General features: G+C 43.5%; 14 protein-coding genes. 12 read left to right on the top strand and 2 right to left on the bottom strand.

The window, feature by feature from the left end; genetic code table 11:
• The first annotated feature begins 1,226 nt into the window (after positions 1-1,226).
• The 9 genes from F6J94_RS06500 (at position 1,227) to F6J94_RS06460 (ending at position 7,714) form a co-directional block, all read left to right on the top strand.
• A complete protein-coding gene (locus F6J94_RS06500; protein WP_293038257.1) occupies positions 1,227-1,727 on the top strand; it encodes a DUF2231 domain-containing protein in 501 nt (166 codons plus the stop codon).
• On the top strand, positions 1,724-2,329 hold the full coding sequence (locus F6J94_RS06495; protein WP_293038253.1) for a DUF2231 domain-containing protein: 606 nt from the start codon (positions 1,724-1,726) through the stop codon (positions 2,327-2,329). The genes F6J94_RS06500 and F6J94_RS06495 overlap by 4 nt, the downstream gene beginning before the upstream one ends.
• An 8-nt stretch (positions 2,330-2,337) precedes the next feature.
• Positions 2,338-3,279, top strand: a complete 942-nt coding sequence (locus tag F6J94_RS06490; protein WP_293038250.1) for a cytochrome c oxidase subunit II — start codon at positions 2,338-2,340, stop codon at positions 3,277-3,279.
• Entirely contained in the window at positions 3,276-4,964 is a 1,689-nt protein-coding gene (ctaD, locus tag F6J94_RS06485; protein WP_293038247.1) for a cytochrome c oxidase subunit I, read from the top strand. Before F6J94_RS06490 ends, ctaD begins: the two co-directional genes overlap by 4 nt.
• Complete coding sequence (locus tag F6J94_RS06480) at positions 4,951-5,586, top strand: heme-copper oxidase subunit III (RefSeq protein ID WP_293038244.1); 636 nt, start codon at positions 4,951-4,953, stop codon at positions 5,584-5,586. Before ctaD ends, F6J94_RS06480 begins: the two co-directional genes overlap by 14 nt.
• Before the next feature lie 83 nt (positions 5,587-5,669).
• A complete protein-coding gene (locus F6J94_RS06475) occupies positions 5,670-6,437 on the top strand; it encodes a DUF29 family protein (RefSeq protein ID WP_293038241.1) in 768 nt (255 codons plus the stop codon).
• Between the two features lie 56 nt (positions 6,438-6,493).
• Positions 6,494-6,922 (top strand): hypothetical protein, encoded by a 429-nt coding sequence (locus F6J94_RS06470; protein WP_293038238.1) that lies wholly within the window; start codon positions 6,494-6,496, stop codon positions 6,920-6,922.
• 205 nt (positions 6,923-7,127) lie between these two features.
• The gene (locus tag F6J94_RS06465) at positions 7,128-7,364 is read left to right on the top strand and encodes a hypothetical protein (protein ID WP_293038235.1); all 237 of its coding nucleotides are present in this window, start codon (positions 7,128-7,130) and stop codon (positions 7,362-7,364) included.
• A complete protein-coding gene (locus tag F6J94_RS06460; RefSeq protein WP_293026988.1) occupies positions 7,361-7,714 on the top strand; it encodes a type II toxin-antitoxin system PemK/MazF family toxin in 354 nt (117 codons plus the stop codon). The genes F6J94_RS06465 and F6J94_RS06460 overlap by 4 nt, the downstream gene beginning before the upstream one ends.
• A gap of 173 nt (positions 7,715-7,887) precedes the next feature.
• Here F6J94_RS06460 and F6J94_RS06455 read toward each other — a convergent pair whose 3' ends face one another.
• Complete coding sequence (locus tag F6J94_RS06455) at positions 7,888-8,049, bottom strand: hypothetical protein (RefSeq protein ID WP_293038232.1); 162 nt, start codon at positions 8,047-8,049, stop codon at positions 7,888-7,890.
• On the opposite strand from F6J94_RS06455, the gene F6J94_RS06450 reads away from it, so the two are divergent.
• The 3 genes from F6J94_RS06450 to F6J94_RS06440 all read left to right on the top strand — a co-directional run bounded on the left by F6J94_RS06450 (position 8,032) and on the right by F6J94_RS06440 (position 12,938).
• Complete coding sequence (locus tag F6J94_RS06450) at positions 8,032-9,543, top strand: GMC family oxidoreductase (RefSeq protein ID WP_293038229.1); 1,512 nt, start codon at positions 8,032-8,034, stop codon at positions 9,541-9,543. The genes F6J94_RS06455 and F6J94_RS06450 overlap by 18 nt on opposite strands.
• A 958-nt stretch (positions 9,544-10,501) precedes the next feature.
• Entirely contained in the window at positions 10,502-12,295 is a 1,794-nt protein-coding gene (locus tag F6J94_RS06445; RefSeq protein WP_293038226.1) for a DUF4209 domain-containing protein, read from the top strand.
• Positions 12,296-12,656: 361 nt separating this feature from the next.
• Positions 12,657-12,938 carry a hypothetical protein gene (locus tag F6J94_RS06440; protein ID WP_293038223.1) on the top strand — a complete coding sequence of 94 codons (282 nt, stop codon included), beginning with the start codon at positions 12,657-12,659 and terminating at the stop codon, positions 12,936-12,938.
• On the opposite strand, the gene F6J94_RS06435 is transcribed toward F6J94_RS06440, so the two are convergent.
• A complete protein-coding gene (locus tag F6J94_RS06435; protein WP_075903418.1) occupies positions 12,881-14,479 on the bottom strand; it encodes a serine/threonine-protein kinase in 1,599 nt (532 codons plus the stop codon). The genes F6J94_RS06440 and F6J94_RS06435 overlap by 58 nt on opposite strands.
• Positions 14,480-14,535 lie beyond the last annotated feature (56 nt).

Genomic DNA, 14,535 nt, shown 5'->3' with positions numbered 1-14,535 from the left:
CTCACTAATCAGTATAGCCAATCTGTCAGTATAGCCAATCTGTCACCGCCTCAAGCCAATACCCCAGTATTAGTCAGTCCAATCCTCACTAACAGGGTAATTGACCCAAAAAATCAGATATAAGTCCAAAAATTGGGAATTTTAGACTTATAGTATTTTCTAGTCAAAGTAGAAAAACAAAAGTGCTATCACTAATCTTATCAAATGATTAAACTCTGATTAATTGCAAATTAACTGAGAAGTTAATTTATACTGACTTGAAGCTCCTCACTCGAAGCTCCTGATTCCTGAGGTGCGCTTTCCGTAGGCGAATTAAATTCGCCACGGGTCGCACCTCGATAACGTTGCTTATGTCGAAATCACCTTGGCACGATATCGAAGGAAAACCATAAGTAAAATTACTCAACAGTTCTAGCCTATAGTTTCCAAAGCCAATCCCCTTCAATTTATACAGTTAATACTTTATCTAGCGGTTATAATAGTAATTATGGATACATTTTTTTACCTATTCCCTATTCCAAAGTTTCCTACTCCCTACTCCCTGTTCCCTTTTACCTGAGCCAAATTTACCTTTGCTATAACAATACAAATCGTCAAAGTCAGATAAGACAAATTGTCAACCTTTTTGGCTTTGTAATAAATCTTAAAATTTTCTGAAAATATACTAATACTAAGGGTTAGCTGGCTATACTAAAACCAGGTGATATATCTAAAGTCAGGTATCGCTATCCTTGCTCCAGTTAGTAGCTATATCTACTAACTGGAGCTAGCTGCTTGCTTTGTAAACCATGTCATTTGAGTCAATCAATTTGACAAAGTTAGTTGTTTGCTTAAAAATTAGCAGTCACTAACTAGATATCTGATCAAGTCTAAGTAAATCCTCAGTTAATGAGGATTTATATCTAGGTAAAAACTAAAAAATAGGAGAATCGCAGTGTTTTTTTTTAAAGGAATAAAGCCCCAACAATTTTATGTTATTATATTGATGCTCAGCATGAATATAATTGTTTTTATGGCTCTAATGTCAAAGATGCCTAATAATTTTATACTAGCGTTTTAGTTAGTATATTATTTTACTATTATTTGAGTAGTATAATTAAGCCTTAGTAAGTTAGTGGTAAATATGTAGTGATTTTGCTACGGTAAGTGTGAAGGTTTCGGGTGTTAAAATCACTACTTGTTTACCACTACCAACAATTCCTCATTGAAACCTCATTGAGAACAATATGCTAGAGTATCTCCCCCCACTCAACGATCACAACTTGCCGTATCCCGATACAATTCATCCGATCGTGGTTCATTTTGTGATTGCCATGGTATTGTTTGCCGTCTTGTGTGACGCTATCGGCTACTTTAGCCGTAATTATCGCCTGTATGAGGTAAGTTGGTGGAATTTATTTTTTGCGACTATTTCTATCTTTATTGCTGTTATTTTTGGGCAAATTGAAGCTGGATTAGCAGAGCCTTACACAGCAGCAGAGGGAACATTGAACCTGCATACGCTGATTGGCTGGTCTCTGTCTGGCATCATTGCAGCGGTGACAGCATGGCGCTACATTATTCGTTCTCGCAATCCCAAAGAGTTACCCATACCTTTTTTGGGGGTGGGGGTGTTGTTAGTAGGGTTAGTGTTTGTCCAGGTCTACCTGGGTGACTTACTCGTTTGGGTCTATGGATTACATACTGTTCCGGTAGTAGAAGGGACTAGGGAGGGCTTGTTGCAATGAGTTCAAACCTAATTGACCAACTAGGGAGCCAATTGGGAGCCAATGGCTTGCCTTACCCGATTCCGATTCATCCCAATCTGGTACATCTAACTCTTGGTTTATTTATCGTGGCGATCGGCTTTGATATCGTTGGGGTCTTGTTTCCCCTGGAAAAACCAGTCTTTAAGATACTGGCAATTCCTGCCACAAGATCCAATTTTTTTGATGTCGGCTGGTACAACATGCTGGCAGCAGCAGTGGTTACTTTCTTTACTGTTGCAGCCGGTTTCTATGAAATCATGCTGGCAGACCCACCCACAGACGTTAGAAGTGCCTGGGGATTACAGGCCATGGAAACCATGCTTTGGCATGGAGTTGGTGGGGTCTTGTTGCTGCTGCTGATTGTAGCAATGACAGTATGGCGAGGATTTCAGCGATTTGTTTGGAATAAAGATAGGGCCAGACAGGTACAATGGACCTATTTGTTAGCGGGACTAGGGATTTTCGCACTGATGTTTGTTCACGGTACCCTGGGAGCGCAACTGGCGGCAGATTTTGGCCTACACATTAGCGCTGATCGCCTGTTGAGACTGGGAGAAGATCCAAACTTACTGTTGAAATAAATAGGCTTATGAATATTCGCAGGATTTTGACCTTGGTTGTCGTTGCGATCGCATTAGCCGGGATTAGTCTGTGGATGGGTCAACAGGCTTACTCTTGGTTTCCTCCCCAAGCTTCAGCTGAATCCCTGCTAGTTGACGATTTATTCAGTTTCCTTGTGACACTGGGAACCTTTATTTTCTTAGGAGTAGTAGGAACCCTAAGCTATTCAGTCTTGTTTCAGCAAGCAGGCAAGTATGACATCAGCGATGGTCCTCCAATTGAAGGAAACATCACCCTGGAAATCGTCTGGACAGCGATTCCCTTAGCCTTAGTAATTTGGATTGCAGCCTACAGCTACCAGGTCTACGACCAGATGTCGATTCTCGCTCCGATGGAGCATGTTCATCTAGAAATGGCAACCGCTGAGGCTGCACCAATCGAGCCAAGCACTCACTCACAAATGCCTGACTCCAGTGAACCAATAGAGCGCATAGAAGTATTGTCTCGTCAGTGGGCGTGGGAATTTCGCTATCCCGAGCAGAGTATCAGCAGCACAGAACTGCATTTACCCAACAACCATCGCATCAAGCTTACCCTGAAATCAGAGGATGTGATACATGGGTTTTATATACCCGCCTTTCGAGTCAAGCAGGATATTATCCCAAATCAGGCGATCGAGTTTGAATTTACTCCCATTCGCGAAGGCAACTATCGCTTGCGGGATTCTCAATACAGTGGGACTTACTTTGCAGCAATGCAGGCGGATGTGGTAGTAGAGTCCCCGGAATCCTATCAGCAGTGGCTTGCTCAAGCGGCGGTTCAACCACCCGCAGCAGCCTACAATCCAGCCTTCGAGGAATATCGTCGAGCCTCTGAAACAGCAATTAATGCAGGCTGGAAAACTGTGGTTCCAGCTGCGCCTCCTATGGTGAATTACTCCGGTTCAAATATCCAAAACAAAGGATTATGACCAATCTTTCTTCGGTTGACGCGATCGCATCCTTGGGCAAACAGCCCTCGCCAGGTACCCCTGAAGACTGGAAACGGTTTTTCAGCTTCAGCACCGATCACAAAGTGATTGGGATTCAGTATATTGTCACCTCTTTTTTCTTTTTTCTCATTGGTGGAATCTTTGCCATGATCGTCCGGGGTGAACTGATTACCCCAGAGGCCGATCTGGTTGATCGCACCGTCTACAATGCTATGTTTACCCTCCACGGAACAGTAATGCTGTTCTTGTGGACCTTTCCAGTGTTGGCCGGGCTGGCCAATTACCTAGTACCGCTGATGATTGGGGCACGGGATATGGCATTTCCCAGGCTAAATGCCCTGGCCTTCTGGATGGTGCCCGTCTTTGGGATTGTCCTGATGGGAAGCTTTTTAGCTCCAGGAGGTCCAGCCCAGGCAGGTTGGTGGTCTTATCCACCTGTGAGCCTGCAAAACCCCACTGGTGCTTTGATTAACGGTCAATTTCTCTGGCTACTAGCCGTGGCGCTTTCGGGAGTATCCTCTATTCTAGGAGCTGTCAATATCGTAACCACGATTATTCGGATGCGATCGCCCGGAATGACCTTTTTCCGAATGCCTGTCTTTGTCTGGGCTGTACTCAGTGCCCAGATTATTCAATTATTTGGCTTACCTGCCCTGACTGCTGGAGCCATCATGCTGTTGTTTGATTTAACCCTAGGCACCAGCTTTTTTGACCCTGCCAAAGGGGGCGATCCCATTCTGTTCCAGCACTTTTTCTGGTTCTACTCTCACCCAGCCGTTTACGTAATTATCCTGCCGATTTTTGGCATTTTTTCAGAAATATTCCCAGTTTACGCCCGCAAGCCCCTTTTTGGTTACAAAGTAGTTGCTATTTCATCCCTAATTATTGTCGGGTTGAGCGCTATAGTCTGGGTGCATCACATGTTTGCTAGTGGCACCCCCGGATGGATGCGGATGCTGTTTATGTTCTCCACAATGCTGATTTCCGTGCCAACTGGCATCAAAGTGTTTGCTTGGGTAGCCACCATTTGGGGAGGCAAACTCAGACTCACCAGCGCCATGCTTTTCGGACTAGGTGGCTTGGTGATGTTCGTATTTGCGGGCATTACTGGCATTATGTTAGCAGCCGTTCCAGTAGATATTCACGTCAACAACACCTATTTCGTTGTTGGTCACTTTCACTACGTTATCTATGGCGCAACAGTTATGGGAATTTATGCCGCCTTCTACCATTGGTTCCCCAAAATGACAGGGCGCATGTATAATGAAGGGTTGGGAAAACTGCACTTTGCCCTGACCTTTATCGGAGCCAATCTCAATTTCTTCCCCATGCACCCATTAGGACTGCAAGGCATGCCCCGCCGAGTTGCGTCCTACGATCCCGAATTTGCCTTTTGGAATGTGGTTGCTAGCATTGGAGCCTTCCTGTTGGGCATGTCTACTTTGCCCTTTATCCTCAATATGGTCGGTTCCTGGGTACAAGGAGAAAAAGCACCAGCCAATCCCTGGCGGGCGATCGGGATAGAATGGCTTGTCTCCTCCCCGCCCAGTCACGAGAACTTTGAACAGTTGCCTGTGGTGATTGCCGAACCCTATGGCTATGGCAAATCTGAACCTTTGGTGTCTAACCCTGATGCGCTAGAAGTTACCCATGAACCCAACTGAAATCGATCCATCACTCACCTCTGGTGTAATACCGAGTCAGACCCATACCTCTGATGGGACGGCAGAACATAGCCATGATGAAGCAGGCAACAGCATGTTTGGCTTCATCATTTTCTTGCTCTCGGAAAGTGTTATCTTCCTGAGCTTCTTTGCTGGATACATTGTTTACAAGACTACCACAGCCGACTGGCTCCCTACCGGTGTCACAGGGCTAGAGATCAAAGAGCCAGCTATTAATACTGTAGTGCTGGTGTCTAGTAGTTTCGTAATTTACATTGCCGAACGATATCTTCATGTCAAAAATCTGTGGGGCTTTCGGGCATTCTGGCTCCTGACCATGGCAATGGGGAGCTACTTTTTATATGGTCAGGCAGTGGAATGGGGCAGTCTCCCCTTTGGATTTACCGATGGGGTATTTGGCGGCACCTTTTATTTGCTCACCGGGTTTCATGGTTTGCACGTGCTCACAGGAGTCTTGCTGCAATTGATTATGCTGGGACGCTCCTTCATTCCCGGTAACTACAACAACGGTGAGTTTGGGGTTGCTGCCACCTCCCTGTTCTGGCATTTTGTCGATGTGATCTGGATTATTTTGTTTGTGCTGATTTACATCTGGCAGTAGCGTTATTCTTAGGTTGGGTGAGCAGGAGCGTAACCCAACCAGGTAAGGCTTTCGTCACGTTTAGTGATATTTCCAATAAAAAAATGCTCTATGAAACTGACATCATCCAATGGGTTGAACAACAAGTTTCCCTGATCAAAGAACAACGGTATAGTGAAGTAGACTGGGTTAATCTCCTAGAAGAGATTGAAGACTTGAGTAAACGAGAGCGAGACCGCTTTTTATCCTCGATTCGTTTAACGATTCAACATCTGTTGAAATGGGAATATCAACCTGAAAAACGGTCTAGGTATTGGGAAATCACCATCAAACGAGAGCGCAATAACCTTAAACGCTATCTCAGAGATACTCCTAGTTTAAAGCGATACTGGGCAGATTTATCAAAAGTTTATGGTGATGCGAGAGCCGACGCTGCTAATGAAACCGGAATTTCCGATTGGGACTTTCCTGACAACTGTCCCTATTCTCCTGAGCAAATCCAATCGGATTGGTTTCCTCCAATTGGAGGTAAAACAATGGATACCCAAACGACCTATCGAGAAATAATCAAACAAGTTATTTTAAAATACGCTCAATTTCGTCCCTCTCATGGAGACATCCGACTTGATCCTATTTTTGACGAAACACGAGAGCACTATGGATTAATGCAGGTAGGATGGTCACAGGGAAAAAGAATCAGAGGGAACCTAATATATATTACTCTAAAAAATACTAAAATTTATATTGAATATGATGGAATAGAAACGGGTATCACTACTGATTTAGTTAATGCTGGCATCAAGAAAGAAAATATTGTTTTAGCTTTCTATCCTCCCGAAATGCGTCAGCAAACTGAATTTGCCGTCAATTAAAAATTGATTCGTGTTTGATAAAATAAAGGCTATAACCAATTTAATTTTAAATGACCATGGATAGAAAAGACAGGTTACCGCTTCTAGGAGTAGGGTTTACTATTAGCTTAATCCTCATGGGTTGTAATCCCTCTGATGATGCGTTAGAAAAATCTCGTTATCAACCCTTGAATATAGCTGAAATCAAAGGTAAGAGAATAGGAGATGATCCGAAAGCGATCGCATTAGACTTATTTGGTAACAAAGAAACGGTCGAGAGTGAGTTTACTGAAGAAATAAAGGTGATTGAGCAGCAAGCTTTTGAGAAAATCGTGATTCTAACCCAGATGAATCTACCTGATGACAAAATTAGGGGCAAGCGTTATCGACTTGAGTTTCAATTCGATCAATCTACCGGTAAATGGAATTTAAAAGAAGCAGGTCGTCAACAGTCCTGTTATAAAAGTGAGAAACCTAAAGATTGGACAATTGAGCCTTGTCCCTAGCTAAACTTGTCGATAGCGTTTATCGTATTTATGAGGTAAGCTATCAGCTATCAGCTATCAGCTATCAGCTATCAGCTATCAGCTATCAGCTATCAGCTATCAGCTATCAGCTATCAGCTATCAGCCATCAGCCATCAGCCCTACTAGATTCAACATTTCTGGGGAATAACCTATCACTAACCTATAATTGTACTAAGTTACTGCTATGTCAATCAGCACCGAAGCTATCAAGCAAGACCTGGATATACTTACTGCTGAACAACTTCAGCAAGTCGCTGATTTTATTGCATTTCTTAAGTTTCAAGATAAACGTCGTCGGATTGTCCTAGATCCTGCTCAGTTAAAAGCCCTTGCTCATGAGTTTGCTGAGGAAGACCGCGCTCTTGCTGAAGTGGGAATGAGCGATTATGCCGCAAGTCTTGATCAAGAAGATAAGCTATGACCAATCAATATCAGCGTGGGGATATCTGGGTAGCTAATCTCAATCCAACTCAAGGTTCTGAGCAAGCAGGTATTCGTCCTGTCATTATTTTTCAAAATGACATTGTTTCCCAGTTCTCTACAACAATTATTGCAATTCCTCTAACGACAAATCAACGCCGCGCTTCATTACCAATTTGTGTTCAAATTGCACAAGGAGAGGGTGGATTAGCTCAAGATTCTGTTGCACTGTGTTTCCAAATGCGAGTGCTTGACAAAAGTCGTTTAATTCAACAACTGGGGCACCTGAGTCCTAAAACAGTTGCTCAATTGGAAGAAGTGGTTTTGCTAACACTTGGATATGAGCTATAAATCCTGCTTTCCATAAGATAATCCACCTATCCAAAAGTGCGATCGCGTAGCGTGGCCTACGGCCAATCGCTAATTTTCTAAGGTATGTTAATTAAGTAACGCACCTATCCTCAAAAATATCACAAGTCAGTGATCATCTGTAACTCCTGAACTCCTGCAAGCGCACTACACATTCAGAGGTTTGACATTCCTAAACTCCGAAACTTAGTCATAGCTGACTTCTGACTTCTGACTTCTGACTTCTGACTTCTGACTTCTGACTTCTGACTTCTGACTTCTGACTTCCGACTTCCCACTTCAAACTTCGGACTTTTACTATGATTATCGACGACCAATATTACGACTTTATTATTATCGGCACAGGGGCTGGCGGCGGAACCTTAGCCTATAAACTTGCGCCAACAGGAAAGAAAATTCTGATCCTAGAACGAGGCGATTTTATGCCTCTAGAAGAGCAAAATCGCAGTAATGTCGATATTTTTAAGCGAGAACGCTATCACGCTCCTGAAATTTGGTATGACACTGCTGAAGAACCCTTTTTCCCCCAAATGAATTACGCTATCGGTGGCAATACTAAAATCTATGGTGCAGCATTGCTACGACTGCGGGAGCGGGATTTTGAGAAAGTGCAACATCAAGAGGGAGTGTCGCCGGAGTGGTGTTTGAAATATTCCGACTTTGAACCCTATTACACTGAAGCGGAACAGCTTTATAAGGTTCACGGTCAGGCAACCAGCGATCCCACCGAGCCATTTCATAGTCAAGACTATCCCTTTGAAGCAATCCCCCAAGAGCCTCAAATTGCGGAAATTTACAATGCGATCGCTCAGCAAGGTCTGCATCCATCTTACCTACCGTTAGGACTGACGCGCCAAGACGACGACCCAACCAATGATTCCGAGGTCAGCGGAATTGTGCCAGCTTTGACACATCCGAACGTGACCTTAAAAACCAATGCGAAGGTAGTCTGTTTGCACACTAACCCCTCAGGTTTAGCAGTTAAAGGGGTCGAAGCCGAAATTGCCGGACAATCCTACTTGTTTATGGGGGAAATTGTCGTGGTTGCTTGTGGTGCCGTGAATTCAGCAGCATTACTATTACACTCTGCCAATGATCGACACCCCCAAGGACTTGCTAACAGTTCGGGGCAAGTGGGACGGAATTTGATGAAAAGCCTAATGACTGCTGTAGTGCAACTGAGCACTAAGCCCAATTCAGGTGCTTTTCAAAGAAGTATTTATCTCAATGATTTTTATTGGGGTGATCCCGATTTTCCTTACCCAATGGGTCACATTCAAAATTCCGGTGGATTGCTGACAGATATTATTTTTGCTGAAGCACCACCACTGTTATCGGTTCTGGCAAAATTTATGCCAGGATTTGGACTGAAGCAGTTAGCTACTCGTTCCATTGGCTGGTGGGTGCAGACGGAGGATTTGCCTGATCCCAATAATCGAGTACGAATTGATGGAAACAAGTTGTATATTGACTACACTCCCAATAATATTGAAGCCCACGATCGGCTGGTTTATCGATTGACTGAGGTGCTAAAAACCATTGAAAAACGGCTGGATAGTTTTCAGAGCGGTAAAATATATCCTCGTGGAGAAGTGCCGATTCAGGTAATGGCAAACCAGTGTGGCACCTGCCGTTTTGGAGACGATCCTGCTACTACTGTACTCAATCGCAACTGTCGCACTCATGATGTGGAAAACCTTTACGTAGTCGATGGCAGTTTCTTTCCATCCAATGCTAGTGTCAGCCCAGCGTTAACCATTATTGCTAATGCTCTAAGGGTGGGCGATCATCTGATTGAACAGTTTGGGTAAGGATGTAGGGGAGCATGTCACTTTTGAAATTAGGTACATAGATCCCCCCTAACCCCCCTTAAAAAAGGGGGGAATTAGATTCAAAAGTCCCCCTTATTAAGGGAAACGGGGGATCTGAATCAGGGCTTAACAAAACTGACATGCACCCGCATGTAGGGTGCATTAGGGGCGGGCTTGCCCTCATTTTCACAGTCGCCAGTGTTTGGAGAGCCCGCCCCGTAACGCACCACCTTTAGACTCTACGTCAATATCTATGACTCGATACTGTTGTTTGATACTTCAATGACTCTTAGCTCGATTATTGCTTCTGGAGTCTTTATCAACAGACTGAAAAATCTGAAGCTTTTGTGGCTGTTAAGGCAATTAAACCAGATAAACCAACCACTTTCAGGAAACTTCCCGCAGAATCACTGATTAGGGCTTAACACCTAACCTACTAGAATAGTAACATAACTTTCAAAAAAAGAATATATCCTGGATTAGGCTATATGCGTTCGCGTAGCGTAGCCCTTCGGGCTAATCGCAAAAAATTTCACACCAGCCCTAATCCTTGTGTTCTCGGTAATCTAGTCAGCAAATCATAACAACAATGAGCGACTTGATACCTCCTCAGGGTAGGAAAACTACTGAGCAAATAATCTATGAAATTTTATTCAACTATAAATAGCTCACTGATAGATATAATAGTCAAGATTTTTGTAGAGATGTTATCGAAAACTGAAGTTATGGTAAATAGCAAATAAATTATGATTTTTAGTTTAAACTTAATCAATAGCTCTATAAGGTAAACCTTATCATACTGATATAGTATTATCAAATATTTTTAGTATAATAATTACTAATTCGATGGCTTAAGTGACTTGTGGGATCGTCCTTTAAACTTTATTTTTAAGTATTTATGCTTAAGCTAATTTAAGAAAAATTTGGCAAAGTATAAAAAAAAGAATGAATTAGGACTATGTCAGAACTGAACCCACCTCTTACAAAAAATGATTTCACTAACACTTGCTGGCAAGATATAGTGAACAGCAGCGAAAGTAAGGATTGTATCACCTATTGTATTGGTTTTCATGAAAAAGCCAAGGAGGCGCAAGAATCAGGAAATTTCAGAGAACAAGCTGTTTTTGAAATTCTGGCAGTCGTGACTAAGGCTCGAATTAATCCAGAATGCAACGAAAAGTTGTTTGCTGATAGGTTTAAAAATCTTACAGAAGAGCAGCTAAATTTTCTTGCTGAAATTGCACCTGAAATATCAGATCCTGAACTTCAAGCGCGAGTAGCAGATATTCTTTGGGTCATACGACGTGACCATCCAATGGCTCAGTTGTCAATTACCGCTTACTTAAAATCAGCAACTACGTTAGAAAGATCTAAAAATTGGCATCATTATTTGGAGAGAATAGAACGAGCATTTCGGCTGGAATGCCAATTTAAAAATAAGAAAAAAGTTGTTTTTCAACATATAGAAGCAGTTCTGGAACGCTATGAAGGGGAAGACTATTTGTGGCCATCTAGACAGTTAATGGAGCTATTGCAGGAACATAAATGTGGAAAACCAGTCAAATATGCAGCCCTTGCTGAAAAAGCAGTAACTTTAGCAGAATCAAGCTCTAATTGGGAAATAGCAAGAAGATTCTGGAGTATTAAAGCAGTATGGCATCGTATGGATAAAGACTACAGCAAAGAGCGTGCTGCTTCAATGTCAGCCGCTGAGACTTATGTCAAGGAAGCCGACTCTGCTCATGAAAGAACTCCACCAAGCGACGCCGCTATAGTCGCATCAGGTTTGTTACAACAAGCTGTTGAAGCCTTTAGAAAGATTCCAGGCACAAAAGCAAGAGTTGAGGAACTTCACAGGCTGCTTCTTCAGTACCAAGAAAAAAGTCGCAACGAGATGATGACCATTTCTCATAAAATGGATATTAGCAAGGTCGTAGAGAAAGCAAGAAATCATGTTAGGGGCAAAAACCTTCAAGAGGCACTCTTCACTTTGGCTCTTTTGGGTGCTCCAACTCATGTCTCTAAATTGAAACAACAAGTACAGCAGGACGCTGATAACTCTTTAGGATCTCATCTTGTCCCTATTAAAAAAATAAATGAAATGGGCAAAACTGTTGCTATTCAACCATATTCTGTTCTCTCCAGTGATCCTGAAGAAGCGGAGCGTGCAACCCATTTTTATATGTGCCTGAAAGCCATTGAATATTATAAGCTACAAGCTCAAGCATATATTGAACCTGCCAGAGATCAGATTAATTTAGAGCATTGTGTTCGACTAGACGATATTCTCTTCATCGTTTCCAATAGTCCATTTATTCCCCCTGAGCGTGAATACCTGTTTGCAAAGGGGCTGTATGCTGGACTTACTGGAGACTTTTTCACATCTACCCACATCCTAATTCCCCAAATTGAAAACTCTATCCGTTATATCATGTGGGAAAGAGGCATCATTACTTCTAAGTTGGACGACAACGGTATTCAGGATGAATTTAGTTTGAGCAAGACTCTTTATCATCCAGAGATAACCTCTATTTTTGAGGAAAATACGCTATTTGACTTGAAATGTTTACTGGTTGAACATGCTGGTAGTAACTTAAGAAATCGTATGGCTCATGGTTTGATTCGGGATGGTGAGTTTAGGAGTCCATTGATGTCATATCTCTGGTGCCTTACATTGAGGCTTTGTTGCTTGCCTATCTTGATACATCAGCAGCAAGTTGAGCAATCAAACACAAGTACTGATGCAATCTAAGATTAGTGCGTTCGCTAGCCAACGCCCTTCGGGCTAATCGCTTTTAGCGGAAGCTGAGGCCGTTGGCCACGCTTTGCGAACGCTTCATCGCGTAGCGTGGCCTACGGCCAATCGCTAATTTTGTAGGGTGTGTTGGGAGCATGTCAAATTTCCATGACAAATGTACTCAAATAACTCATGACCGCTACTGAACCACCAAAAAAGTTTAACCAATCACTGCACCCGACCGTAAGCTAGACAATTTATTATTAAAATTGCTGATTTCTCATAACACCAAAAAATAATCCCATCTCTTTCTCCCGACTCCCGACTCCCGACTCCCGACTCCCGATTCCCGTTCCCCTCCTGGGAGGGGTTAGGGGTGGGTTCCGACTCCCTACTCCCGTTCCCCTCCTGGGAGGGGTTAGGGGTGGGTTCCGACTCCCGATTCCCGTTCCCCTCCTGGGAGGGGTTAGGGGTGGGTTCCGACTCCCGATTCCCGTTCCCCTCCTGGGAGGGGTTAGGGGTGGGTTCCGACTCCCGATTCCCGTTCCCCTCCTGGGAGGGGTTAGGGGTGGGTTCCGACTCCCTACTCCCTTCGCTATATTACCAAAACCCCCGCTTCCCAGTAGGAAGTACTGTTGTCCAATTAGTCTTAGCTTGAGCCAACTGTTCCTTAGTAATTTTAGCATTAGCAAGATTGGCTCCACACAAATTTGCTCCCCGTAGATTAGCATTTTCGAGATGAGCATAACTAAGATTTGCCCCACGCAAGTCTGCTCCTGCCAAAATAGCTTTTTTCAGGTAAGCTCGACCCAAATTGGCATTGCGTAAGTCGGCTTGATGGAGATTCGCTTCACCAAAATTAGCACTAGATAAATCCGCTCCCTTCAAACTAATATTTAACAGTTTGCCCTGGCGGAAAATTATCCCAGATAACTGGGCATTATTAAGGTTAAGTCCCCTCAAATCTTTAGCCGCAAAGTCTCTTCTGCCAGAGCCGTAAGCTTTTAATAACGTTTCCGCCTCCAACTTGCCATTACCCTTCGACTTGCCTGTAATGCTATTCCTACTACCGCTCACAGCTGTAGAATCCCTGTTGGTAAAACCTCCACCGTTTTTAGGTTCTGATCTTCGACCATTGCTCAATCCCCGACGCTCCCGCCATTCTCTAATTTGCTCTGCCATTCTTCGGGATTGAACTGACGACGGGGATGAATAACCATTCACAGGACCCAAATTCTCTGAGTTGAAGTGAGAATTAGCGTCATCCATCCGTTGCGACACTAAGCTTTTGTTTAAACTCTCCAGATATGGCTCTAGGTCAAGAGCTCTCAGGATGTCTTCTGAGCACTGATAGCGATAACGGACAGAAGACTCCAGCATTTTTCTTAAAACCTTAGCAAAGTGGTCACTAACGTTGACATTAGTCTGCCAGACTATTTCTCCGGTTGAAGGATTATAATCGAGGTCTTTGGGAGATTTACCCGTCAACAGATAAAGGCAAGTAACCCCCACTGCATAGATATCGCTAGCAATTACAGGTCGCAATGCCATTTGTTCAGGAGGGGCAAAGCCTGGAGTTCCTATGGCATAGTTGGTCAATACTGTGTCTGAGGAATTGGAGGGATTGGTTTGGCTGTTTTTCACAGCCCCAAAATCAATCAGTACCAGTTTGCGGTCTTGGTCACGACGAATTATATTCGCTGGTTTAATGTCCCGGTGAATTACGTTTTTCTGATGAATATATTGCAGGAGTGGTAGAATTTCACTTAAAAATTGTTTAACTCCCTCTTCCGAGAATGAACCAGACCGTCTGACTTGCTGTTGCAGTGTCAAACCGCTAATGTATTCCTGAACCAGATAAAAATGCTCATTGTCTTGAAAGTAATCGAATAACTGTGGGAATTGGGGATGATTCCCTATTTCTCCCAAGGTTCGGGCTTCTCGCTCAAACAGATCCCTTGCCATCGGTGAAATCTCTGAGCCTTTGGCGCTTGGGCGGAGTTGTTTGATTACACGGGTCGGCTTACCGGGCAAGGATTGATCTGTTGCTAAGAAAGTTGCTCCAAATCCGCCTTGACCGAGTGGTTTTATCACACGATAGCGGTCAACTAATAATAATTTAGAACTGCACGCCTGACAAAAGTCGGCGTGTTCTGGGTTTTTTGCCTGAGTGCAGGTAGGATTTAGACAGTAGCTCATTCAGCCTTACTGATGTTCCTTTGCCCATACTGGAACTAAAACTTTTGCTCGGAGCA

The organism is Moorena sp. SIO1F2 (assembly GCF_010672755.1).
Taxonomy (GTDB): Bacteria; Cyanobacteriota; Cyanobacteriia; order Cyanobacteriales; family Coleofasciculaceae; genus Moorena.
The sequence above is the reverse complement of the archived record's forward strand: the minus strand, read 5'-3'. Positions and strand labels throughout refer to the sequence as shown.

Bases quoted from the DNA above. Each gene is read 5' to 3' on its own strand.
- F6J94_RS06480 (WP_293038244.1), top strand. From the start codon at position 4,951: ATGAACCCAACTGAAATCGATCCATCACTCACCTCTGGTGTAATACCG.
- F6J94_RS06470 (WP_293038238.1), top strand. From the start codon at position 6,494: ATGGATAGAAAAGACAGGTTACCGCTTCTAGGAGTAGGGTTTACTATT.
- ctaD (WP_293038247.1), top strand. From the start codon at position 3,276: ATGACCAATCTTTCTTCGGTTGACGCGATCGCATCCTTGGGCAAACAG.
- F6J94_RS06450 (WP_293038229.1), top strand. From the start codon at position 8,032: ATGATTATCGACGACCAATATTACGACTTTATTATTATCGGCACAGGG.
- F6J94_RS06445 (WP_293038226.1), top strand. From the start codon at position 10,502: ATGTCAGAACTGAACCCACCTCTTACAAAAAATGATTTCACTAACACT.
- F6J94_RS06500 (WP_293038257.1), top strand. From the start codon at position 1,227: ATGCTAGAGTATCTCCCCCCACTCAACGATCACAACTTGCCGTATCCC.
- F6J94_RS06495 (WP_293038253.1), top strand. From the start codon at position 1,724: ATGAGTTCAAACCTAATTGACCAACTAGGGAGCCAATTGGGAGCCAAT.
- F6J94_RS06465 (WP_293038235.1), top strand. From the start codon at position 7,128: ATGTCAATCAGCACCGAAGCTATCAAGCAAGACCTGGATATACTTACT.
- F6J94_RS06490 (WP_293038250.1), top strand. From the start codon at position 2,338: ATGAATATTCGCAGGATTTTGACCTTGGTTGTCGTTGCGATCGCATTA.
- F6J94_RS06460 (WP_293026988.1), top strand. From the start codon at position 7,361: ATGACCAATCAATATCAGCGTGGGGATATCTGGGTAGCTAATCTCAAT.
- F6J94_RS06435 (WP_075903418.1), bottom strand. From the start codon at position 14,479: ATGAGCTACTGTCTAAATCCTACCTGCACTCAGGCAAAAAACCCAGAA.
- F6J94_RS06475 (WP_293038241.1), top strand. From the start codon at position 5,670: ATGCTCTATGAAACTGACATCATCCAATGGGTTGAACAACAAGTTTCC.